The 22,291-nt window shown below is 65.4% G+C and carries 16 protein-coding genes and 2 tRNA genes; 15 read left to right on the top strand and 3 right to left on the bottom strand.

Annotated elements, in window-relative coordinates:
• The first annotated feature begins 3 nt into the window (after positions 1 to 3).
• From nuoL to AC1DCU_RS02425, 13 genes are all read left to right on the top strand, one after another.
• A complete protein-coding gene (nuoL, locus tag AC1DCU_RS02485; protein WP_032974998.1) occupies positions 4 to 2,163 on the top strand; it encodes an NADH-quinone oxidoreductase subunit L in 2,160 nt (719 codons plus the stop codon).
• Between the two features lie 23 nt (positions 2,164 to 2,186).
• Entirely contained in the window at positions 2,187 to 3,695 is a 1,509-nt protein-coding gene (locus AC1DCU_RS02480) for an NADH-quinone oxidoreductase subunit M (protein WP_025876221.1), read from the top strand.
• 15 nt (positions 3,696 to 3,710) lie between these two features.
• Positions 3,711 to 5,171, top strand: a complete 1,461-nt coding sequence (nuoN, locus tag AC1DCU_RS02475) for an NADH-quinone oxidoreductase subunit NuoN (protein ID WP_025876222.1) — start codon at positions 3,711 to 3,713, stop codon at positions 5,169 to 5,171.
• Positions 5,172 to 5,299: 128 nt separating this feature from the next.
• Positions 5,300 to 5,376, top strand: a tRNA-Met gene (locus AC1DCU_RS02470).
• A gap of 84 nt (positions 5,377 to 5,460) precedes the next feature.
• Positions 5,461 to 5,537, top strand: a tRNA-Met gene (locus tag AC1DCU_RS02465).
• A 400-nt stretch (positions 5,538 to 5,937) separates the two neighbouring features.
• The gene (gene rimP, locus AC1DCU_RS02460) at positions 5,938 to 6,528 is read left to right on the top strand and encodes a ribosome maturation factor RimP (protein WP_025876223.1); all 591 of its coding nucleotides are present in this window, start codon (positions 5,938 to 5,940) and stop codon (positions 6,526 to 6,528) included.
• 4 nt (positions 6,529 to 6,532) lie between these two features.
• A complete protein-coding gene (gene nusA / locus AC1DCU_RS02455) occupies positions 6,533 to 8,044 on the top strand; it encodes a transcription termination factor NusA (protein WP_025876225.1) in 1,512 nt (503 codons plus the stop codon).
• A gap of 92 nt (positions 8,045 to 8,136) precedes the next feature.
• Entirely contained in the window at positions 8,137 to 10,779 is a 2,643-nt protein-coding gene (gene infB / locus AC1DCU_RS02450; protein WP_478014104.1) for a translation initiation factor IF-2, read from the top strand.
• 99 nt (positions 10,780 to 10,878) lie between these two features.
• Positions 10,879 to 11,262 (top strand): 30S ribosome-binding factor RbfA, encoded by a 384-nt coding sequence (rbfA, locus tag AC1DCU_RS02445; protein ID WP_025876229.1) that lies wholly within the window; start codon positions 10,879 to 10,881, stop codon positions 11,260 to 11,262.
• A gap of 109 nt (positions 11,263 to 11,371) precedes the next feature.
• Positions 11,372 to 12,280, top strand: a complete 909-nt coding sequence (gene truB / locus AC1DCU_RS02440; RefSeq protein WP_032974996.1) for a tRNA pseudouridine(55) synthase TruB — start codon at positions 11,372 to 11,374, stop codon at positions 12,278 to 12,280.
• A 177-nt stretch (positions 12,281 to 12,457) separates the two neighbouring features.
• Entirely contained in the window at positions 12,458 to 12,718 is a 261-nt protein-coding gene (gene rpsO / locus AC1DCU_RS02435; protein ID WP_005410445.1) for a 30S ribosomal protein S15, read from the top strand.
• A 148-nt stretch (positions 12,719 to 12,866) separates the two neighbouring features.
• The gene (gene pnp, locus AC1DCU_RS02430; protein ID WP_025876239.1) at positions 12,867 to 14,975 is read left to right on the top strand and encodes a polyribonucleotide nucleotidyltransferase; all 2,109 of its coding nucleotides are present in this window, start codon (positions 12,867 to 12,869) and stop codon (positions 14,973 to 14,975) included.
• 133 nt (positions 14,976 to 15,108) lie between these two features.
• On the top strand, positions 15,109 to 16,674 hold the full coding sequence (locus AC1DCU_RS02425; protein ID WP_442251533.1) for a tetratricopeptide repeat protein: 1,566 nt from the start codon (positions 15,109 to 15,111) through the stop codon (positions 16,672 to 16,674).
• On the opposite strand, the gene AC1DCU_RS02420 is transcribed toward AC1DCU_RS02425, so the two are convergent.
• Together AC1DCU_RS02420 and AC1DCU_RS02415 are read right to left on the bottom strand one after the other, a co-directional pair.
• The gene (locus tag AC1DCU_RS02420) at positions 16,643 to 17,707 is read right to left on the bottom strand and encodes a serine hydrolase domain-containing protein (protein WP_025876243.1); all 1,065 of its coding nucleotides are present in this window, start codon (positions 17,705 to 17,707) and stop codon (positions 16,643 to 16,645) included. The genes AC1DCU_RS02425 and AC1DCU_RS02420 overlap by 32 nt on opposite strands.
• A 114-nt stretch (positions 17,708 to 17,821) precedes the next feature.
• Entirely contained in the window at positions 17,822 to 18,805 is a 984-nt protein-coding gene (locus AC1DCU_RS02415; protein WP_442251531.1) for a tetratricopeptide repeat protein, read from the bottom strand.
• A gap of 205 nt (positions 18,806 to 19,010) precedes the next feature.
• Here AC1DCU_RS02415 and AC1DCU_RS02410 point away from each other — a divergent pair, with 205 nt between their 5' ends.
• Together AC1DCU_RS02410 and AC1DCU_RS02405 are read left to right on the top strand one after the other, a co-directional pair.
• Positions 19,011 to 20,201 carry a glycoside hydrolase family 18 protein gene (locus AC1DCU_RS02410; RefSeq protein WP_032974994.1) on the top strand — a complete coding sequence of 397 codons (1,191 nt, stop codon included), beginning with the start codon at positions 19,011 to 19,013 and terminating at the stop codon, positions 20,199 to 20,201.
• Positions 20,202 to 20,304: 103 nt separating this feature from the next.
• Positions 20,305 to 20,697 carry a VOC family protein gene (locus tag AC1DCU_RS02405; RefSeq protein WP_032974993.1) on the top strand — a complete coding sequence of 131 codons (393 nt, stop codon included), beginning with the start codon at positions 20,305 to 20,307 and terminating at the stop codon, positions 20,695 to 20,697.
• 25 nt (positions 20,698 to 20,722) lie between these two features.
• On the opposite strand, the gene AC1DCU_RS02400 is transcribed toward AC1DCU_RS02405, so the two are convergent.
• The gene (locus AC1DCU_RS02400) at positions 20,723 to 22,282 is read right to left on the bottom strand and encodes a PepSY-associated TM helix domain-containing protein (protein WP_059064702.1); all 1,560 of its coding nucleotides are present in this window, start codon (positions 22,280 to 22,282) and stop codon (positions 20,723 to 20,725) included.
• Positions 22,283 to 22,291 lie beyond the last annotated feature (9 nt).

Here is a 22,291-nt window from a genome sequence, read left to right as displayed (position 1 = left end):
CAGATGGAAATCACTCTCTCCAAGAGTCTGTTGATCGCAGTGGTGCTTGCACCGCTGTTCGGCAGCATCATCGCCGGCCTGTTCGGTCGCCAGGTCAAGCGCTTCGGCGCGCAGACCATCACGATCCTCGGTGTCGCGGTTGCCTGCGGCCTGTCGATGCACACGCTCTACCAGCTGCTGTGGGGCGGGGCGCAGCCGTTCAACCAGAACCTGTATACGTTCTTCGAAGTCGGCCAGTACTCGGCCCATGTCGGCTTCATGGTCGACAAGCTGACCGCGATGATGATGGTGGTGGTGACCTTCGTGTCGCTGCTGGTCCACATCTACACGATCGGCTACATGCAGGATGATCCGGGTTACCAGCGGTTCTTCAGCTACATCTCGCTGTTCACCTTCTCGATGCTCACCCTGGTGATGAGCAACAACTTCCTGCAGCTGTTCTTCGGCTGGGAAGCAGTGGGCCTGGTGTCGTACCTGCTGATCGGTTTCTGGTTCAAGCGCCCGACCGCGATCTTCGCCAACATGAAGGCGTTCCTGGTCAACCGCGTCGGTGACTTCGGCTTCCTGCTGGGCATCGCCGGCGTGTTGTGGGTGTTCGGTACCCTGGACTACTCGCAGGTGTTCTCGCAGGCCGGCATGCTCGCCGACCCGCGCGCCCAGCTGCAGATCTGGGACGGCACCATGTTCGGCATGCAGCTGCTGAACGAGCCGGTGATCTGGTCGATCGCCACCGTCATCTGCATCGGCCTGTTCATCGGTGCCATGGGCAAGTCGGCCCAGGTTCCGCTGCACGTCTGGCTGCCTGATTCGATGGAAGGCCCGACCCCGATCTCGGCACTGATCCACGCCGCGACGATGGTGACCGCCGGTATCTTCATGGTCACCCGCATGTCGCCGCTGTTCGAGCTGTCGCAGACCGCGTTGAACTTCATCCTGTTCATCGGTGCCACCACCGCGTTCTTCACCGGCCTGATCGGCATCGTGCAGAACGACATCAAGCGCGTCGTCGCGTACTCCACGCTGTCCCAGCTGGGTTACATGACCGTGGCGCTGGGCGTGTCGGCGTACTCCGCTGCCGTGTTCCACCTGATGACCCACGCCTTCTTCAAGGCGCTGCTGTTCCTGGGTGCCGGCTCGGTCATCATCGCGATGCACCACGAGCAGGACATGCGCAAGATGGGCGGCCTGCGCAAGTACATGCCGATCACCTTCATCACCATGTGGATCGGTACCCTGGCCCTGGTCGGTACGCCGTTCTTCTCCGGCTTCTACTCGAAGGACACCATCATCGAGGCCGCCGAGATCCACGCCCACATGCAGAACAGCTGGGTGGCCACCTATGGCTACTGGGCGGTGCTGGGTGGCGTGCTGGTGACCAGCTTCTACAGCTTCCGCCTGCTGTTCCTGACCTTCCACGGCAAGGAACGCTTCCGCGATGCGCACGACGATCATGGCCATGGTCATGACGACCACCATGCTGCCGATGCACATCATGCCGACGCGCATGACGACCACGGCCATGGCCACGGTCCGCATGAGCCGCATGAAACCCCGTGGGTGGTGACGCTGCCACTGATCCTGCTGGCCATCCCGTCGATCGCCATCGGTTTCTTCAGCATCGGTCCGATGCTGCACGGCACCGACTGGGCCGGTCACCACGCCCATGTGGCGATCAAGGGCCAGGTCAACACGTTCTTCACCGGCATCGTCGATTTCTACGATCCGGCCAAGAACACCGTGGCCTTCCTGGGCGAGGAGTTCCATGGTCCGGTGGCCTTCGCGCTGCACGGCATGATGCTGCCGCCGTTCTGGCTGACCCTGGCAGGCTTCCTGCTGGCTGCGTTGTTCTACCTGTGGAAGCCGGACCTGTCGGGCAAGGCACGCAAGACCTTCGCCCCGGTGGTGTCCGTGCTGGAAAACAAGTACGGCTTCGACAAGCTGTGGATCGATGGCTTTGCCGGTGGCAGCGTCAAGCTGGGCAAGGTCTCGCGCTGGATCGACAGCAACATCGTCGACGGTGTGGTCAATCTCTCGGCACGTGTTGTGGACGTCGCAGCCAGCGTGCTGCGCCGTACCCAATCCGGTTTCCTCTATCACTACGCCTTCGCGATGATCATCGGCCTGATTGCCCTCCTGGGCGTGCTGATGCATTACCTGCGTTGATGACCTGTACGGAATAAGAAGACGTGTCGAACTGGCCTCTACTCAGTGTCCTCATCTGGCTGCCGATCCTCGGCGGTGCCCTGATCCTTGCGATCCGTGATGCGCAGACCGCCCGCTGGGCGTCGCTGGGCGTCGCGGTGCTGACCTTCGTGGCGAGTCTGTCGCTGCTGGGCGGCTACAACCCGGGCATCGACGCGCTGCAGTTCGTCGAGACCCACGCCTGGATCCCGACCTACAACATCGGCTACAACCTGGGCGTGGACGGCATCGCCGTAGCGCTGATCCTGCTCACCACGCTGGTCAGCGTGCTCGCCCTGATCGGCGCCTGGAGCGCGATCGACAAGCGCGTGAACCAGTACGTGGCCGCTTTCCTGATCCTGGAAGGTGTCACCGTCGGCATCTTCGCCGCCACGGACGCGATGCTGTTCTACGTGTTCTTCGAGGCGATGCTGATCCCGATGTTCCTGATCATCGGTGTCTGGGGTGGCCCGCGTCGCATCTACGCCGCACTGAAGTTCTTCCTCTACACCTTCCTCGGCTCGGTGCTGATGCTGGTGGCGCTGATCTACCTGTACATGAAGGGCGGCAGCTTCCAGCTGGCCGACCTCTACGCACTGCAGCTGTCGGGCAAGGAACAGACCTGGATCTTCTTCGCCTTCCTGATCGCGTTCGCGGTCAAGGTGCCGATGTTCCCGGTGCATACCTGGCTGCCGGACGCGCACGTGGAAGCGCCGACCGCCGGTTCGGTGATCCTGGCCGCCATCGCGCTGAAGATCGGTGGCTACGGCTTCCTGCGCTTCAACCTGCCGATCGTTCCCGATGCCTCGCAGGAATGGGCATGGCTGGTCATCGCGCTGTCGCTGATCGCAGTGATCTACGTCGGCCTGGTCGCCCTGGTGCAGGACGACATGAAGAAGCTGATCGCCTATTCGTCGATCGCGCACATGGGCTTTGTCACCCTGGGTACCTTCATCGCCCTGTGGCTGGTGCGTGAAGCCGGCAACGTCGATGCGGCCCGCCTGGGCCTGCAGGGCGCCATGGTGCAGATGATCTCGCACGGCTTCGTGTCCGGCGCGATGTTCTCCTGCGTCGGCGTGCTGTACGACCGCATGCACAGCCGCCGCATCGCCGATTACGGCGGCGTGGTCAACGTGATGCCGTGGTTCGCCACGTTCGCCATGCTGTTCTTCATGGCCAACGCCGGCCTGCCGGGCACCAGCGGTTTCGTCGGTGAATTCATGGTCATCCTGTCGGCGTTCCAGCGGAACCCGTGGATCGCCCTGGGCGCAGCCACCACCCTGATCATCGGTGCGGCCTACACCCTGTGGCTGTACAAGCGCATCTTCTTCGGTGAGGTGGCCAACAGCCACGTCGCCGAACTGAAGGACATCAACGGCCGCGAATGGCTGGTGCTGGGCGTGTTCGCCATTGGCGTACTGGCCCTGGGCATCTACCCCAAGCCGCTGACCGACCTGATGGAGCCCTCGATCGCAAAGCTGGCGATGCAGATCGCATCCAGCAAGTTGCTGTAATTCCAGGATTTGATGATGACCACCTCGCCGCTGCTGCCACTGACCGCTGCTGACCTGCCACCGCTCGCTCCCGAGCTGGTGCTGATCGGCAGTGCCTTCGCCCTGATGATCCTCGACCTGTTCGTCAGCGAACGGAACAAGATCGTCACCCACCTGTTCTCGGTCGCCGCACTGGCCGTGGTGCTGTTCATGCTGGCCACCGGCGTGGGCGGGCAGGGGGAGGTCTTCCATGGCATGTTCGTGCGCGATACCGCCGCGGACGTGATGAAGACCGGGATCGTGCTGCTCAGCGGCCTGACCCTGATCTACGGCTGGGGCTACCTGCGCGAGCGCAAGCTGTTCCAGGGCGAGATTCCGGTGCTGATCCTGTTCGGCACCGCCGGCATGATGATCCTGGTGTCCGCCGGCAGCCTGCTGATGGTGTACCTGGGTCTGGAACTGCTGGCCCTGTGCTCCTACGCACTGGTTGCCAGCAACCGTGACAACGGCCTGGCCTCGGAAGCGGCGATGAAGTACATCGTGCTTGGTTCGCTGGCCTCGGGCCTGCTGCTGTACGGCATGTCGCTGATCTACGGCGCCACCGGCAGCCTGCACCTGGACGCCATCCAGGCCGCCATCCCGCACTCGGAAGAGCGCGTGCTGCTTGTCACCGGCGCGGTGTTCATGATTGCCGGCGTTGCCTTCAAGCTGGGTGCCGCACCGTTCCACATGTGGCTGCCCGACGTGTACCAGGGTGCCCCGGCGCCGGTCGCGCTGTTCATCAGCTCGGCGCCGAAGCTGGCCGCTTTCGGCATGGCCTACCGCCTGCTGGAAATGGGCGTGGGCCCGCTGTCCACCGAACTGCAGCTGCTGATCGCTGGCCTGGCCGCGGTCTCGCTGGTGATCGGCAACCTGATGGCCATTGCGCAGAGCAATCTCAAGCGCATGCTGGCGTTCTCCACGGTCTCGCATATCGGCTTCCTGCTGATGGGCATCGCCGGCGGCGGTTCGCAGGGCTATGCGGCCGCGCTGTTCTACGCCCTGGCCTACGCGATCATGTCGACTGCTGCTTTCGGCGCGATCATCGCGCTGTCGCGCGCCGGCTTCGAGGCCGAGAACATCGAGGACTTCAAGGGCCTGAACGCCCGCAACCCGTGGATGGCCGGCCTGGTGCTGTGCATCATGGCGTCGCTGGCGGGCATTCCGCCGTTCCTCGGTTTCTGGACCAAGCTGGCCGTGCTCGGCGCTGCCATCAATGGCGGCCTGCTGTGGCTGGCGATCCTGGGCGTGCTGTGTGCCGTGGTCGGCTGCTTCTACTACCTGCGTGTCATCAAGGTCATGTACTTCGATGAGCCGGTGGGCGAGGCCATGCCGCGCAGCAAGGATCGCGTGCTGGGTGTCGTGCTGGGCGTGAACGCACTGGCATTGCTGGCGCTCGGCCTGGCCTGGAACCCGATCATGGTCTGGTGCCAGCAGGCATTTGCGCATCTTGCATAAAAGTTGACACAAAGCTGCGCGATTCGTGTAATATACGCAGCTTGAGTTGTCACTGCAGCGGTTCAGCCAGAACATCGTTGCGGAGCGCCTCCCTCGCCAGAGTGAGGCAGCGGTTCAAACACTTCCGGTGCGGGGTGGAGCAGTCTGGCAGCTCGTCGGGCTCATAACCCGAAGGTCGCAGGTTCAAATCCTGCCCCCGCTACCAACACATCGAATCGGCGCCAACCAATTCGATGAATGAGGAAAAGCTTGCAGGTTTTGAAGTTATCCCTCATAATTCCGCTTCTGATGCGGGGTGGAGCAGTCTGGCAGCTCGTCGGGCTCATAACCCGAAGGTCGCAGGTTCAAATCCTGCCCCCGCTACCAAGTAAAGAATGCGCCTTCGAAGCTTTGCTTCGAGGGCGTTTTTCTTTGCGGCTTCCGCCGATCCGCCGGGCATGGCCCGGCGCTACCATCGCGCGGTCACCCGCTAGCGCCGGGCCATGCCCGGCGAGTGCAGCGGAGGGTTTCAGGACGGCCGCAGCCTTGCACCAGAGCGGTGCAGGGGCTATCATCAGCGGCCTAGAAGTACCCCTGACGGCGGCGCTCCCCATCGGAGATCCACCCGGAAGGAGGGCCGCAGCACGCTTGTTCAGCGCGTTGCAACCGGAATCCAGTCACCGGAGTCTTTCCGGAAAAGGGGCCCAGCGGGCCCTTCGTCGTTTTCGGGGCGTCATGTTTCCATGCTGGCCAAGGCCGGCACCCAACCAAGAGATCAAGGCAGGCTGTGAGCGACAAGGCAACCGACATCGCGAATCTGCTCGCCCCGACCGTTGTGTCGCTGGGCCTGGAGCTGCTGGGCGTTGAGTATCTGCCGGCCCCCGGCGGTGCGACCCTTCGCCTTTACATCGACGTGCCGCTGGCGGAACAGCCGGAGCGCATCATCAATGTGGACGACTGTGAGCGGGTAAGCCGCGAAGTGTCCGCACAGATGGACGTCGAAGACCCGATCAGCGGCAATTACACGCTGGAAGTGTCTTCGCCGGGCGTGGATCGCCCGCTGTTCAACCTGGAGCAGTTCGGTCGTCACCTCGGCGAATCGGCCAAGGTCACCCTGAAGCTGCCGCAGGAAAACCGTCGTCGCCTGCAGGGTCGCATCGAAGCGATCGATGAGGCGCAGGGCAGCATCACCTTCATCGTCGACAACGCCGCACTGGTGGTGTCGGCCGACAACATCGACAAGGCGCGGATCATGCCTGACTGGGTGGCGCTGGGGCTGGCCCCGAGCAAGCCGACCGGTCCGGCACCGAAGCGTCCGAAGCCGAACAAGAATTCTTCTTCCAACGAGCCGGCGGCAAAGAAGCCGCGCGCGGAGTGAGCCAATGAGCAAGGAACTGTTGCTGGTAGTGGACGCGGTCGCCAACGAGAAGGGCGTGCCGCGTGAAGTGATCTTCGATGCCATCGAGGCCGCCCTGGCCTCGGCAGCGAAGAAGCGCTATCCCGACGAGGAAGTGCTGACCCGCGTGGTCATCGACCACAAGGATGGCAACTACGAAACCTTCCGCCGCTGGGAAGTGGTGGCCGACGACGTAGTGATGGAATCGCCGGATCGCCAGATCCGCCTGATGGACGCCATCGACGAAGCCGAAGGCGTGGATGTCGGCGATTACATCGAAGAGCAGATCGAGAACCCCGACTTCGGTCGCATCGCCGCCCAGGCCGCCAAGCAGGTGATCGTGCAGCGTGTGCGCGAAGCCGAGCGCCAGCAGGTGGTCGATGCCTGGGCCGATCGCGTCGGTGAGCTGATCACCGGTGTGGTCAAGCGCGCCGAGCGCGGCAACATCTATGTCGACCTGGGGGGCAACGCCGAAGGCTTCATTCCGAAGGACAAGGGCATTCCGCGTGATGTCCTGCGTGCCGGCGACCGCGTCCGCGGCTACCTGGCCGAAGTGCGTTCGGAGCCGCGTGGCCCGCAGCTGTTCATCAGCCGCGCAGCGCCGGAATTCATGATCGAGCTGTTCAAGCTGGAAGTACCGGAAGTCGGCCAGGGCCTGGTGGAAATCAAGGCGTGCGCCCGCGATCCGGGCGACCGCGCCAAGATCGCCGTGCTCGCCCACGATGCCCGCACCGATCCGATCGGCGCCTGCATCGGCATGCGTGGTTCGCGCGTGCAGGCCGTGTCCAACGAGCTCAATGGCGAGCGCGTGGACATCGTCCTGTGGAACGAGAACCCGGCCAACTTCGTCATCAACGCGATGGCGCCGGCCGAAGTGCAGTCGATCATCGTCGATGAAGACAAGCATTCGATGGACCTGGCCGTTGCTGAAGACCGCCTGGCCCAGGCGATCGGCAAGGGCGGCCAGAACGTGCGCCTGGCCAGCCGCCTGACCGGTTGGCAGCTGAACGTGATGACCCAGGACCAGGTGACCGCCAAGTCGGAAGCCGAGCAGGCTTCGGCTCGCCAGCTGTTCATGGACAAGCTGGAAGTGGACGAGGAAATCGCTGGCATCCTGGTCAGCGAAGGCTTCGGCACGGTCGAGGAAATCGCATATGTACCGGTCGGCGAACTGCTGGCCGTGGAAGGTTTCGACGAAGACATCGTCGAAGAGCTGCGCGCACGTGCCCGCGATGCGCTGCTCAATGAGGCCCTGGCAGTCGAGGAAGGCCTGGAGGACGGCCAGCCGGCGCAGGACCTGCTGTCCCTGAAGGGCATGGACGAAGCCACCGCATATGCGTTGGCCGGCCACGGCGTGCGTACCAGCGAGGACTTGTCCGACCTGGCCGCCGACGAGGTCATGGACTTCGGCATCGAAGGGCTGGACCAGGAGCGCGCCGCGGCGCTGATCCTGGCCGCGCGTGCCGAGGAAATCGCCCGACTGGAACGCGGCGAATGAGCCGGCAATGAACAGGGCCCTGAGCCGATCAGGGCGTAGAATCCGCGCCACCTCCAGATGCGGGGGGGCGCCCACAAGATCATAGGATCCGAATGTCGCAGCAAACCACCATCCGCAAGCTTGCTGAACTGGTCAATACACCGGTCGAAAAACTGCTGGAACAGCTGGCTGGTGCCGGCATGAAGTTCAGCGGTCCCGACCAGGTCGTGACCAGCTCCGAGAAAGTGAAGCTCCTGGGCTTCCTTCGTCGCTCGCATGGCAAGCCCGAGCAGGCCCCGGAAGAGACTGATCAGTCTGCCAAGAAGATCACCCTCAACCGTCGCAAGCAGCAGGAAGTGACGGTCAATTCCGGTCGCAGCAAGACAACCGTGAACGTGGAAGTGCGCCAGAAGCGCACCTACGTCAAGGCCGATGGTGGTCGCGCGATGACCCCGGACGAAGAGCGTGCCGACATCCTGCGCAAGCTGGAAGAGTCGCGCGCACGCAACCTCGCCGAGCAGCAGGCACTGGCCGAGAAGGACCGCCTGCGTGACGAGGAAATCGTCCGCAAGCGCGAGGAAGAGGTCGCTGCCAAGGAGCGTGCCGAGGCCGAGAAGAAGGCGGCCGAGGAAGCTGCGGTCGCCGCCAAGGCTGCCGAAGCCCTGGCTGCCAGCCAGCCCAAGGTGCGCGCGCCGATCGACGAAACCGCGCCGCGCCCGCCGCGTGCTCCGGCTGCAGCCCCGGCTGCTCCGCGTAGTGCGCCGCCGCGCAGCGACGACCGCAACAATCGCAACGCGCCGCGCAACGAGCGTGGCCCGGGTGATCGCTTTGCCGGTCAGATGCACTTGTCAGCCGCCGATCGTGCGCGCCGTGGCAACAGCAACAACAGCAACAACCGTGGTCGCCCGGGCAGCCGTCCGACGTCCGGCCGTCGCGACATGTCGCGCGGCGGTGGCAACTCCGGCCCGCACGCCTTCGAACGTCCGACCGCACCGGTCGTGCGTGAAGTGGCGATCGGCGACACCATCACCGTGGCCGACCTGGCGCAGAAGCTCGCGCTGAAGGGCGGCGAGGTGGTGAAGGCGCTGTTCAAGATGGGCGTGATGGCCACCATCACCCAGTCCATCGACCACGACACTGCGGCACTGGTCACCGAAGAGCTGGGTCACAAGGCGATCCGCGCCAGCGACAACGACGCTGAAGACGCGCTGTTGGCATCGGCTGGCGAGAACCAGGGCGAGGCCGTGCAGCGTCCGCCGGTGGTCACCATCATGGGCCACGTCGATCACGGCAAGACCTCGCTGCTGGATTACATCCGTCGCACCAAGGTCGCCACCGGCGAAGCCGGCGGCATCACCCAGCACATCGGTGCGTACCACGTTGAAACGCCGAAGGGCGTCATCAGCTTCCTGGATACCCCGGGCCACGCCGCGTTCACCTCGATGCGTGCCCGCGGTGCCAAGCTGACCGATATCGTGGTGCTGGTCGTGGCTGCCGATGACGGCGTCATGCCGCAGACCAAGGAAGCGATCCAGCACGCCCGTTCGGCGGGCGTGCCGCTGATCGTGGCGATCAACAAGATCGACAAGTCCGGTGCCGACCCGATGCGGGTCAAGAACGAACTGCTCTCCGAGCAGGTCGTGGCCGAAGACTTCGGTGGCGACACCCAGATGGTGGAGATCTCGGCCAAGACCGGCCTGGGCATCGACGATCTGCTGGAAGCTGTTTCGGTCCAGGCTGAACTGCTGGAACTGAAGGCGGTCGACGACGGTCGTGCCAACGGCGTGGTCATCGAATCGTCGCTGGACAAGGGCCGTGGCCCGATCGCGACGGTGCTGGTGCAGCAGGGCCGCCTGAAGAAGGGCGATTACCTGGTGTGCGGCATCCAGTACGGCCGCGTGCGTGCGCTGTTCGACGAAACCGGCAAGCAGCCGGAGTTCGCTGGTCCGTCCATCCCGGTGCAGGTCCTGGGCCTGTCCGGCGTGCCGGAAGCCGGTGATGACTTCGTCGTCGTCGACGACGAGCGTCTGGCCAAGGACGTTGCCCAGCAGCGTGAGACCAAGCGCCGCGAATCGCGCCTGGTCGCCACTGCGGGCAGCCGCATGGAAGACATCATGGCGACCCTGGGCAAGGGCGAGGGCCAGCAGGTCCTCAACCTGGTCATCAAGGCCGACGTGCAGGGTTCGGTGCAGGCGTTGAGCCAGGCCCTGGTGGCGCTGTCCAACGACGACATCCGCATCAACGTGATCCACTCCGGCGTGGGCGGCWTCACCGAGTCGGATGCCAATTCGGCCGCCGCTTCGAAGGCCACCGTCATCGGCTTCAACGTGCGTGCGGATGCTTCGGCCCGTCGCATCATCGAATCCAACGGCGTGGACCTGCGTTACTTCTCGATCATCTATGACGTGATCGATCAGGTGAAGCAGGTGGCCTCCGGTCTGCTGGGCGTGGAGATCCGCGAAGAGATCATCGGTATCGCCGAGGTCCGCGACGTCTTCCGCAGCTCCAAGCTGGGTGCCGTCGCCGGCAGCATGGTCATCGAGGGCGTGGTCAAGCGCAACAAGCCGATCCGCGTCCTGCGCGACAGCGTGGTGATCTTCGAAGGCGAGCTGGAATCGCTGCGCCGCTTCAAGGAAAACGTCGAGGAAGTCCGCAACGGTACCGAATGCGGTATCGCGGTGAAGGCCTACAACGACGTCAAGCCGGGTGACCAGATCGAGTGCTTCGAGCGTATCGAAGTGCCGCGCACCCTGTAATGCTGCAACGGACCGGCCCTCACGGGCCGGTCTCGTTTCATCCCGTAAACTGTAGGGCCTGACCTTGGTCGGGCCACAATCGAATCAAGAGCCTGCCGCGTGCCCAAGACTTTCCATCGAACCGACCGTGTCTCCGCCCAGCTGCGCCGTGAACTCGGCACCCTGGTGCACAACGCCGTGCGTGAGCACGGGTTGCCCTCGGTGAGCGTGTCCGACGTGGAAATCACCCGCGACATGGCCCACGCCAAGGTGTTCGTCACCGCGCTGATGCCGGAACGTTCGGTTGAAGCCGTGAAGGGCCTGAAGGAACTGGCCTGGGGCCTGCGCATGGAACTGGCGCGCGCGATGAAGCTGCGGCATGTGCCGGAGCTGCATTTCCACTACGACGACTCGGTCGATCGTGGCGAGCGCATCGACAACCTGTTGCGCGACCTGCCCGATACCGTGGCCGCCGAAAAGCGTCGCGAAGGCGACGAAGAATAACCGCGCGACGCCGGGCATGCCCGGCGTTGTTGCATTCCGGCTGCGCGATGTCTGATGCAGACCGCGCTGCGCGCTCGCTGGGCATGGCCCGGCGCTACCCGTACCTGTCATGACCCGAATTCAGTTCCGTCGCCTGGATGGCATCCTGCTGCTCGACAAGCCGACCGGCATGAGCTCCAACGCCGCGCTGCAGGTCGCCCGTCGCCTGTTCCGTGCGGAGAAGGGTGGCCACACCGGCAGCCTTGACCCGTTGGCCACCGGCCTGTTGCCGCTGTGCTTCGGCGAGGCCACCAAGATCGCTGGCCTGCTGCTGGGCTCGGCCAAGGCCTACGACGCCGAGATCGTGCTGGGCCAGACCACCGATACCGACGACGCCGAGGGCCAGGTGCTGCTCGAGCGGCCGGTGCCCGTGATCAGCGCCGAGGCCCTGCAGGCGGCGATCGCGCCGCTGCTGGGCGACATCCTGCAGCGTGCGCCGATCTATTCCGCGCTCAAGCAGGGCGGGGAGCCGCTGTATGTGAAGGCCCGCCGTGGCGACGCCATCGAGGCGCCCGAGCGCCAGGTCAAGGTCCACGCCATCGAGATTCTGGAGCAGCACCCCGAGCGGCTGCGGCTGCGGGTCACCTGCGGCTCGGGCACCTATATCCGCAGTCTGGCCCGTGACCTGGGTGAAACGCTGGGCTGTGGCGCGCACATCAGCGCCCTGCGGCGCCTGTGGGTGGAACCGTTCCACGAACCGGCGATGGTCACCCTGGAGCAGCTGAGGGCTCTGGTGGAAGCGCAGGATGAGGCCGCCATGGACGCGCTGCTGCTGCCGCTGGCGGCGGGCCTGTCCGAATACCCCCGGGTTGACCTGGACGCCGAGCAGACCCAGCGCTTCTGCGTGGGCCAGCGCCAGCGCGACCTCTCCTGGCCGCGCGGCCTGGTGGCGGTGTTTGGCCCTGGATCGGTGGCGCAGGGCCTGGGCCAGGTCGACGACAGCGGTCTGCTGGCCCCGCAGCGCCGCTTCAACCTCTGAACGAGGAGGCCCGGTTCAGCCCCGGACCTTGTTCCAAAGCCCCCTGGCCGTTACAATTCCGCGGCCGTTTTACGGCAGCCTGCCGAAGGCGGGTTTCATCCATTGTTGGTTCACGGCGAGCCAGGCGGTGCGCGAAAGCGCGTTCCTGCCGGCCACGCATCACAGAGAAAAAAAGACATGTCGATCGACACCCAGAAGGTCATTGAAGACAACAAGCGCAGCTCGGCTGATACCGGCTCCCCGGAAGTCCAGGTTGCACTGCTGACCGCCCGCATCGAACTGCTGACCGGCCACTTCAAGACCCACAAGAAGGATCACCACAGCCGCCGTGGTCTGCTGCAGATGGTCAACCGCCGCCGCAGCCTGCTCGACTACCTGAAGAAGAAGGACGTCGAGCGTTACAAGGCCCTGATCGAGAAGCTTGGCCTGCGTCGCTAAGCAACGAATCCCCCGCGGCGCAGCGATGCGCCGCGGTTTTGTTTTGTAGCATCGCAATACCTTTTTCAGATCGGAACGACCGGTCATCCGTTGGCGGCAAGGGTCGCCCACGGTCCATTCGCAGACAGCATCCCCAAGGACACCCTCCGTGGCAAAAATCACCAAAACCTTCCAGTACGGCAAGCACACCGTCACGCTTGAGACCGGCGAAATCGCCCGCCAGGCCGGTGGCGCCGTCATCGTCAAGTTCGACGACACCGTGCTGCTGGTCTCCGCCGTTGCCGCCAAGAGCGCGCGTGAGGGCCAGGACTTCTTCCCCCTGACCTGTGACTACCAGGAGAAGTTCTACGCCGGTGGCCGTATCCCGGGTGGCTTCTTCAAGCGCGAAGGCCGCGCGACCGAGAAGGAAACCCTGATCTCGCGTCTGATCGATCGTCCGATCCGTCCGCTGTTCCCGGAAGACTACAAGAACGAAGTCCAGATCATCGCCACCGTGATGTCGCTGAACCCGGACATCGACGGTGACATCCCGGCCCTGATCGGTGCCTCGGCTGCGCTGTCGCTGGCCGGCACCCCGTTCAAGGGTCCGATCGCCGCCGCCAAGGTGGGTTACAAGAACGGTGAGTACATCCTCAACCCGACCGTGACCGAACTGAAGGATTCGGAGCTGGAGCTGGTCGTTGCCGGTACCGCCAACGCCGTGCTGATGGTGGAATCCGAAGCCGCGCTGCTGTCCGAAGACGTGATGCTGGGCGCCGTGACCTTCGGTCACCGCGAAATGCAGAAGGTCATCAACGCGATCAACGAACTGACCGTGGAAGCCGGCACCAAGCCGTCGACCTGGGTGGCCCCGGCCAAGAACGACGTGCTGATCAGCGCCCTGCAGGAAGCCATCGGCCCGCGTCTGGGCGAGGCCTTCCAGGTGCGCGACAAGCTGCAGCGCCGCGACGCCATCTCGGCGATCAAGAAGGACGTGGTCGAGTCGCTGGCCGGCCGCGTTGCCGCTGAAGGCTGGAACCCGGCCGAGCTGTCGAAGGAATTCGGCGAGCTGGAATACAGCACCATGCGCAACTCGGTGCTGGACACCAAGGTCCGCATTGACGGCCGTGCGCTGGACACCGTCCGCCCGATCGCAGTGAAGACCGGCATCCTGCCGCGTACCCACGGTTCCTCGCTGTTCACCCGCGGTGAAACGCAGGCCATCGTGACCATCACCCTGGGCACCGCCCGTGATGGCCAGGTCATCGATGCCGTCTCCGGTGAGTACAAAGAGAACTTCCTGTTCCATTACAACTTCCCCCCCTACTCGGTGGGTGAAACCGGCCGCATGATGGGCCCGAAGCGTCGCGAGATCGGCCACGGCCGTCTGGCCAAGCGCGGCGTGCTGGCAGTGATGCCGTCGCTGGAATCCTTCCCGTACACCATCCGCGTTGTCTCGGAAATCACCGAGTCGAACGGTTCCTCGTCGATGGCGTCGGTCTGCGGCTCGTCGCTGGCCCTGATGGACGCCGGCGTGCCGGTGAAGGCTCCGGTGGCGGGTATTGCCATGGGCCTGGTCAAGGAAGGCGATCGCTTCGTCGTCCTGTCCGACATCCTGGGTGACGAAGATCACCTGGGCGACATGGACTTCAAGGTTGCCGGTACCGCTGAGGGCATCTCCGCCCTGCAGATGGACATCAAGATCGAAGGCATCACCGAAGAGATCATGAAGCAGGCTCTGCAGCAGGCCAAGGCTGGCCGTCTGCACATCCTGGGCGAAATGGCCCACGGCCTGACCGCCCCGCGTGAGGAGCTGTCGGACTACGCGCCGCGCCTGCTGACCATCAAGATCCACCCGGACAAGATCCGCGAAGTGATCGGCAAGGGTGGTTCGACCATCCAGGCCATCACCAAGGAAACCGGCACCCAGATCGACATCCAGGATGACGGCACCATCGTCATCGCTTCGGTCAATGCCATCGCTGCCCAGGCCGCCAAGGCCCGCATCGAGCAGATCACCTCGGACGTCGAGCCGGGCCGCATCTACGAAGGCAAGGTCGCCAAGATCATGGACTTCGGTGCGTTCGTCACCATCCTGCCGGGCAAGGACGGCCTGGTCCACGTGTCGCAGATCTCCAGCGACCGCGTCGAGAAGGTCGGCGACGTGCTGAAGGAAGGCGATGTGGTCAAGGTCAAGGTGCTGGAAGTCGACAAGCAGGGCCGTATCCGCCTGTCGATGAAGGCCGTCGAGGAAGGCGAAGGCGCCACCGCCGAGTAATCGACCGCAGGTCGATGACGGTAGGTGTCAATCTTGGTTGACACGCCAGAATGAAAAAGCGGGCTTCGGCCCGCTTTTTCTTTGCCTGTCGTCCGGCGCTGCCGGCGTCGTACCGCGGCGCTATGCTTCACCCATGGACACCCTGCGCCTGCTTGACCTGCAGATCGACCGCCCCGCGCAGCGGGTCAGCCGCGCCGGCGACGTGCTGCCGATCCAGGGGCTGAGCTGGCGCCTGTTCGACGTGCTGCTGGCACACGGCAACGACGTTGTCGACTTCGACACGCTGGCTGCACAGGTGTGGGCACCTGCAGTGGTTGGGGAGGATGCGATCAGCCAGCGGGTCAAGCTGTTGCGGCAGGCGCTGGGTGATGACAGCCGACGCCCGCGCTACATCCGTTCGGTACGCGGGCGCGGCTATCAGTTGTGTGCAGTGCCGACCATCGCACCGCCGGCAGCGGCGGTGCCCATTACCGCGCACCGGAAGAAATGGCCATGGCTTGCAGGTGCCGGTGTCGTCGTTCTCGCCGCTGCCGCCTCGTTCTGGCCGCGCGCGCCGGCGGCCGGTGGCCCGCTGCCGTTGCTGCAGCGCGCCGACTATTACGCCAGCATCGGCCAGGCCAGCAACAACGAGCGCGCCATCGCCCTGTACCGGCAGGCATTGCAGGTGGACCCTGATTCCAGTCCGGCGCGGCGCGGCCTGTCACGAGCGTTGTCCGCACAGGGCTGTCTGTTCAATGGATCGCCCGAGCAGGTCCGGGAAGGGCTGGCGCTGGCCAACATCGAACGTGATCTCGCGCCGCAGGAGGGTGCTGTGTACGCGCTTCGAGGTTATGCCTACGACTGCCTCGGGCAGATGCCGCAGGCCATTTCCGAATACGAGCGGGCGATCGCGCTGGATCCGGGCGACGAGCGCACCCGTGCCTCGCTCGCCTACCTGCACCAGGAGCGCGGCCACCTTGCCCTGGCCCTGCGTGCCAATCTTGCATTGACGGCGCCCGAGCGCCTGCGCTTCCGTGATGTGCAGGTGGCGCGCGAACTGGAGCTGCTCGGTTTCACTCACGCGGCCGCGCAGCGCCACGCGCGTAATTTCCAGCTGTATCCGGACAACGTCTTCGCCAACATCGCCTGGCCGCGCAGTCTGTTCGCGGCAGGTGACCCGGGCCGGGCGAGGCAGGCGTTGACCGAGGCGCTGGCACGCGGCACGCCACATCCGCAGTTGCTGCGGCTGCAGGGCGAACTGGCGCTGCTGGCGGGCGATCACGCCGGTGCTGCCGATGCCTTCGAGCGCGGGCGGCAGCTGCGTCCACAGCAATCGCTCGGTCAATCGCTGGCGGCCTTGTACGCGCAGCCCGCGGCATCGCCGGAGTGGGTGGCGTCGCGTCTTGCAATGTTGCAGGCGCAGCGCGGCGACGGGTGGTCCGATGCCGCGCTTGAGCGGGCCCTGCTGCTGCAGGCGCAAGGCGACCCGGAGGCTGCCGTCACCGCGCTGCAACAGGCGGTCGATGATGGCTTCCGCGATGCGGCGTGGTTGCGCTCCACGCCGCTGTTTGCGTCCCTGCACGAAGCGCCCGGCTGGGCGCCGCTGCTGGCGCGCATCGATGCCGATATCGGCCGCCAGCGTGCGCAGGTGCTGGCGGCCGACTGGCGTCCCGCCGGGCTGGCCGACCTCAGCGCAGCGCCGGCAGCAGGAATTCGGTGAGAATGCGGCGCGACTGCGGGTGAGCGATGCTGCGGTTGTAGGCCTGGCTGGTCACCACCGCGACGGCGCGCTGTTGCGGCAGCAGGAACACGTAGTTGCCGCCGTTGCCGGACATCGCCCATACGGTCTGTGGCTGGCCACCGACAGTCAGTTTCAGGCCCCACCATTGATAGCCGTAATCGCTGCCGTCGCCGGCCGTTGCCTGCGGTGACAGCATCGCGGCGACGTAGTCGCGTGGAACCAGCTGGCGCCCCTGCCAACGACCGCCATCAAGCACGAGCTGGCCGAGGCGGGCCAGGTCCCGGCTGCGGTAGCGTGTGCCGCCTCCGCCCATGCCGATGCCCTCGGGGGAACGGTTCCACTGGCTGTGGGTGATGCCCAGTGGTCGTTCCAGTGCATGGGCTGCGTAATCGGCCAGCGGTTGTCCGGTCGCACGTTCCAGTACCGCGCCGAGCACGAAGGAGTTGGCGGTGCAGTAGGCAAACGCGCGACCGTGAGGACTGTCCTCCGGGCGCGCCATCCAGGGCGCGAAGCCCTTCACCGGCAGCGCCAGGGCAAAATCGAGCCAGCGCTCGCCGACGTACATGCGCTCCTCGTGGCCGGCCGAGAACGGGTTCTCGTCGTCGCACTCCCACAGCGTGCTCATCGCCAACAGGTCCTCCACCGTCGTGCCACGCAGGCGGGGGTCCACGTCGTGGTGGGCGACGAAGGCCGGGAAGTAGTCGTACACCTTCGCGCGAACGCCCGGCAGCCGGCCGTCGCCGATCGCTGCGCCGACCAGCAGGGCGGTCACGCTTTTGCTGGCCGAGCGCACGTCGTGCAGGGTCTGCGCATCGGCACCGTTGAAATAGCCCTCGTACACGACCTGTCCATCAACCTGCAGCAGCACGCTGCGGATCTGTTTCAGCTCATCGCTGGCAATGGCCTGCTCCAGCGCGCGCATGCGGCCGGGATCTGGGTGGGCAGGGCCTGCGATGCAGGGGAGGGCGTACAGGCACAGCAGCAGGGTGGACACAGGCAGCGGCGAACGCATGATCGGACTCCATCGAAAGGAGTGTCGATTCGGCCAGAGGGCTGGCTGAAGTGCTGGAAGGACGCCTGAAGAATTCTGAAAGCCTTGTACCGTAAGGGCTGCAGCGCCCTGCCGTCATGCGTCCGCTTGTTCGTGACCCAGCCACCACACCTGGCCCGGCTGCGGACCCTGCTGCGGGTGCTCACGGTGTTCGATCGCATCGAGCGTGCGCCCGGTGCCTGCCGCGGCCCAGGCCGACATCAGTTTTTCGACCGCAGCGCGGCCCTGTGCGGCAATACCTAGATTGCGCTCGCGCACCCAGCCGCTGTCATCCTCGTGGCTGTCGTCATCGTGCTGGTGCGGTGTCCCATAGCTGCAGCGCAGGCACAGGTGACGTACCGAATGGGTCCAGTCTTCAACCAGGCTGATGCCGGGCAACGTCATTGCGCGCAGCGCGGCGATGTCGTCCGGCGAACCGCATTGCACGAACACGGCGTAGGTCGCCATGTCCGACTGCTGCAGGCGCTGCATGGCATTGAACACCGGTACTTCGCGATCGCCGTAGGTCCGGCGCCCGGTGGAGGCGCCGTCGTGCAGCACGATGTCGCCGAAGCGGAACCCGCTCTCCGCAAGCGGCACGTTTTCCAGCCGCGCGCGTACCGGATCGAGCCGGCGCATGTACACGGTCTCGCCGCTGGACCACGGATTCAGGCGAACACAGGCAACACCGAAATTGCCGTTGATCGGGCCTTCGCCCTCGGGGAGGGTGATGCCGCAGCGGGTCCATTGCCGGCGCGCCTCGGCCCAGTCGCCGGCGCCGGTGGCGGCAATTCCCGCATTCCACGCGGTCGCCTCATCGACTTCATCGCGCAGCTGCTCGGAGCGGAGATTGTCCTGCAGCGACAACGCCCACTCGCGCAGGTACTTGTGTGCCAGCCCGCGCATGTAGTGCAGGTGGGGGATGTCGGGTGTCCATTCGACGAGCTGGCCGAACAGGATTGCTGCGTCAGCCAGGTCGCCCGCATCAAAGGCTGCATAGGCGCGGGCCTCCAGCGCCTGCAGCTTTTCGAGGGTTTCGTCGTCCAGCAGCTCGCCGTCTGCGTCGTGGTCTGCGGTCATGTCCGTGTGCCAGTGAAGATCCAGCGCCACCTTAGCTCAGGCAGGTCGTGTGTTGTCCTGCAGCGAAGTGCTTTCGACGTTGTGCAGCCACGACCGTGTCAGATTCCAGCGGCACGCCACTGTCCAGCGGACGACATGCACGGACATCCGCACCACGGGCCGATCTGTTTGCTAACGTGGCGGCGCCTTCGACCCGGGAGTTTCCATGTTCCGCCAGACCTTGGCCGTACTTGCAGTGCTGATCGCCGGCACCCTGCCCATTGCCGCGCAGGCGCAACCGGCGCAACCGCCGATCTTCGGTGCGTACTATCCCGGCGGTTCCGCCGAGCGCTATCCGGTATCGAGCATCCCGGCCGAACGACTCACCCATCTGTTCTATGCGTTTTCCACCATCGAGGACGGACGTTGTGCGATCGGTGCCGAGGCACCAGCCAACTTCGCCGCATTGGCCGAGCTCAAGCGCAGGCATCCGCATCTGCGCACGTTGATTTCGATCGGAGGCTGGGGCGCGGGCGGATTCTCCGATGCGGCGCTGACCGAGACCAGCCGCAGGCGCCTGGTCGATTCGTGCATGGCGTTGTTCTTCGAGCGCCATGCCGGCAGTTTCGATGGCGTGGACATCGACTGGGAGTTCCCCGTCAGCGGTGGCCCGAAGGAACTGGCGCACCGCCCGCAGGACCGTGCCAACCTGACCAAGCTTGCGCAGGCCTTCCGGCTGGCGCTGGATGCCCGCGGCAGAAAGGCGGGGCAGCCGATGCTGCTGACCGCCGCGCTGGCCGCTGGCCGACTGCAGACCGATGGACCATACGACCCTGCCGCCAGCTACGATCTGCCCGCGTTGGCCAAGGTGTTCGATTTCATCAACCTGATGAGCTACGACATGGGCACCGGCTTCTCATCGGTATCGACCTTCAATGCCCCCCTGCATGAAGTGCCAGCCGACCCGCTGGCGCCGGAGCTGCGGCGCTGGAACAACGTGGCCGGTGCCGTGCAGTACTACCGCGAGCATGGCGTGCCGGCGGCCAAGCTGGTGCTGGGCGTGCCGTTCTACGGGCGCGGCTTCAAGGTCACCGGCGAGTCGGCGGACGGCCTGTACCAGGCCTACAGCGCGCCGGCCGACGCCGGTGACTGGCGGGTGATCAAGGCGCGCTATCTCGACCAGCCGGGTTGGACGAAGCATTGGCAGCCGCAGGCGCAGAGCCCGTGGCTGTACAACCCGGCGCAGAAGATCTTCATCAGCTACGAGGATCCGCGCTCCATCGGCCTGCGTGCGCAGTTCGCGCGCGAGCAGGGCCTGGCCGGTGTCTTCATGTGGGAACTGACCGGTGACGATGAGCAGGCCAGCCTGCTCAACGCCATGCTTGCTCCGTGGCAGAAGGCCCGCGTCGGCGACTGACCGGTTCGACATCTCCGGACCGGGGCTGGTACGGCGGTGATGGGCAAACGCTGTGGCCTGAAACCGCACATCGGCGCCATGCACGCAGCGCTAAGCTGCGTGCATGATCATCATCGACCGCCTGGACCATCTGGTGCTTACCGTTGCCGACATCGAGCGCAGCTGCGACTTCTACCAGCGCGTGCTGGGCATGGACGTCGTGCGCTTCGGGGCCGGCCGCGTCGCCCTGCAGTTCGGCCAGCAGAAGATCAACCTGCACCCGGCCAGCGCGCCGCTGCAGCCCCACGCGCTGCTGCCGACCCGTGGCAGCGCCGATCTGTGCCTGATCACCCCGCTGGGCGTACAGGCGGTGCTGGCCCACCTGCAGGCCCAGCAGGTGACGATTGAAGAAGGACCGGTGCCGCGTACCGGAGCACTTGGGCCGATCGAGTCGGTGTACTTCCGTGATCCGGATGGGAACCTGATCGAAGTGGCCCGCTACGTGGAAGCCATGTAAACCCGCGTGCTGCGAGCGGGCTTGGTCAGTTCGCCCACACGCTGTTGGGGTCACCGTTGCGGGCGCGCCGCTGGCTCGCATACGCCAAGCGGGCAAAGCCAAACGCCATCGCCAGTGCCATCGCATCGATCCAGAACAACGGCCAGTGGCCGCGTGCGGCGGCCAGCCACAGCCAGTCACCGTTGAGGGCGCCGTGCGCCAGCGGCACCAGCGCGGTGCTGATCGCCGCAGCCCACAGCAGTTCGCGCGCCGCCTGTGCCGGGCGGCGCAGGGCTGCCCACAGCGCACACGCCGCCCAGGTCACGAAGCAGGCCCAGCGGATGCCGTGGTCGACCTGGGCAGGCGCTACCCGCTCCAGCACCAGCGCGGCCACGAAGGCCACCGAGATCGCCACACACAGGCCGATGCAGACGCCCACCGTGGCCCGCGCCATGTTGACGGCCGCGCGCGACTGCTGCGGCTGACGGCGCTTGCGACGCGACTCGATCCACAGCAGGTTGCCCGAATAGAACAGGAAGGCGCCGCCGAGGCCCAGCAGGAAGTACAGCCAGACCACCACGCCGTTGCCGAACTCGCCGAAATGCAGGGCGTAGGCGGCACTGAGCGTGGCGTGATTGGCATCGCGCTGGCCGGGCAGCTGGCTGGCCAGCACGCGGCCGCTTTCGACATCCAGCGCGACAGCGCCGAGCGGGCCAAGCGTACCGCTGGCCTCGCCGGTGATTTCGATGGTCGCGTTGGCATCACCGCCATTGGCCAGTTTCAGGTAGGCCGGTTCGAAGTTGGCCACGCCCTGCGCGCGGGCCACTTCCAGCGCCCGCGCGTGCAGTTCGCGCAGGCTGCCCGGTGCGGCAGGGATGCCACTGGCTTCGCGCAGCGGCGCGGTATCCATTGCCGTCGGTACCGCCTGCAGCGCCTTGCCGTCGTAGATCAGGGGATCGAGTACCGCCATCTGCATGAACACCAGGCAGAGCAGGGCGCCGGTCACCGCGAACATCAGGTGGAACGGCAGGCTGAGCACGCCGATCACGTTGTGCGCGTCCTGCCACTGCTGCTTTAGATTGCGGCCCGGGCGCAGCGCGAACAGATCGCCCAGCAGCTTGGGCAGGTGGATCACCAGCCCGCTGAGCAGGGCCATGCCGTACAGCAGGCTGACGATGCCCATCACGTAGATCCCGGCCACCGGCAGGCCCAAACTGTAATGCAGTTCGTTGACCAGTTCGGCCAGCCCGGTCTGCGGTGGCGTCGGGCTGCCGCCGGTCTGTCCCGGCCATGCATAGCGCCAGCTGCCGTCTTCGGCCTGCCAGTAGGCCAGCGGCTGCGGATGATCGGCGCCCGGGAAGGTCATGCCGACGTGGCGACGCGCTTCCGCATGCGTGGCCAGCACGTCGTCGAGCAGGTACTGGGCGTCATCCAGGCCGGCCGGCAATGCGGTTGCCGCGCCAGGCGTCTGCCACAGCGGCAGGTCGTGGTGGAACAGGGTCAGTGCGCCGGCATAGAACGCCACGAACAGCCCGAAGCCGGCAACCAGGCCGACCCAGGTGTGCAGGGTGGTGAACGTGCGCAGGGTCTGTGAACTGAATTTCATGCGGTCGAT

The organism is Stenotrophomonas sp. 10L48 (assembly GCF_056395105.1).
The sequence above is the reverse complement of the archived record's forward strand: the minus strand, read 5'-3'. Positions and strand labels throughout refer to the sequence as shown.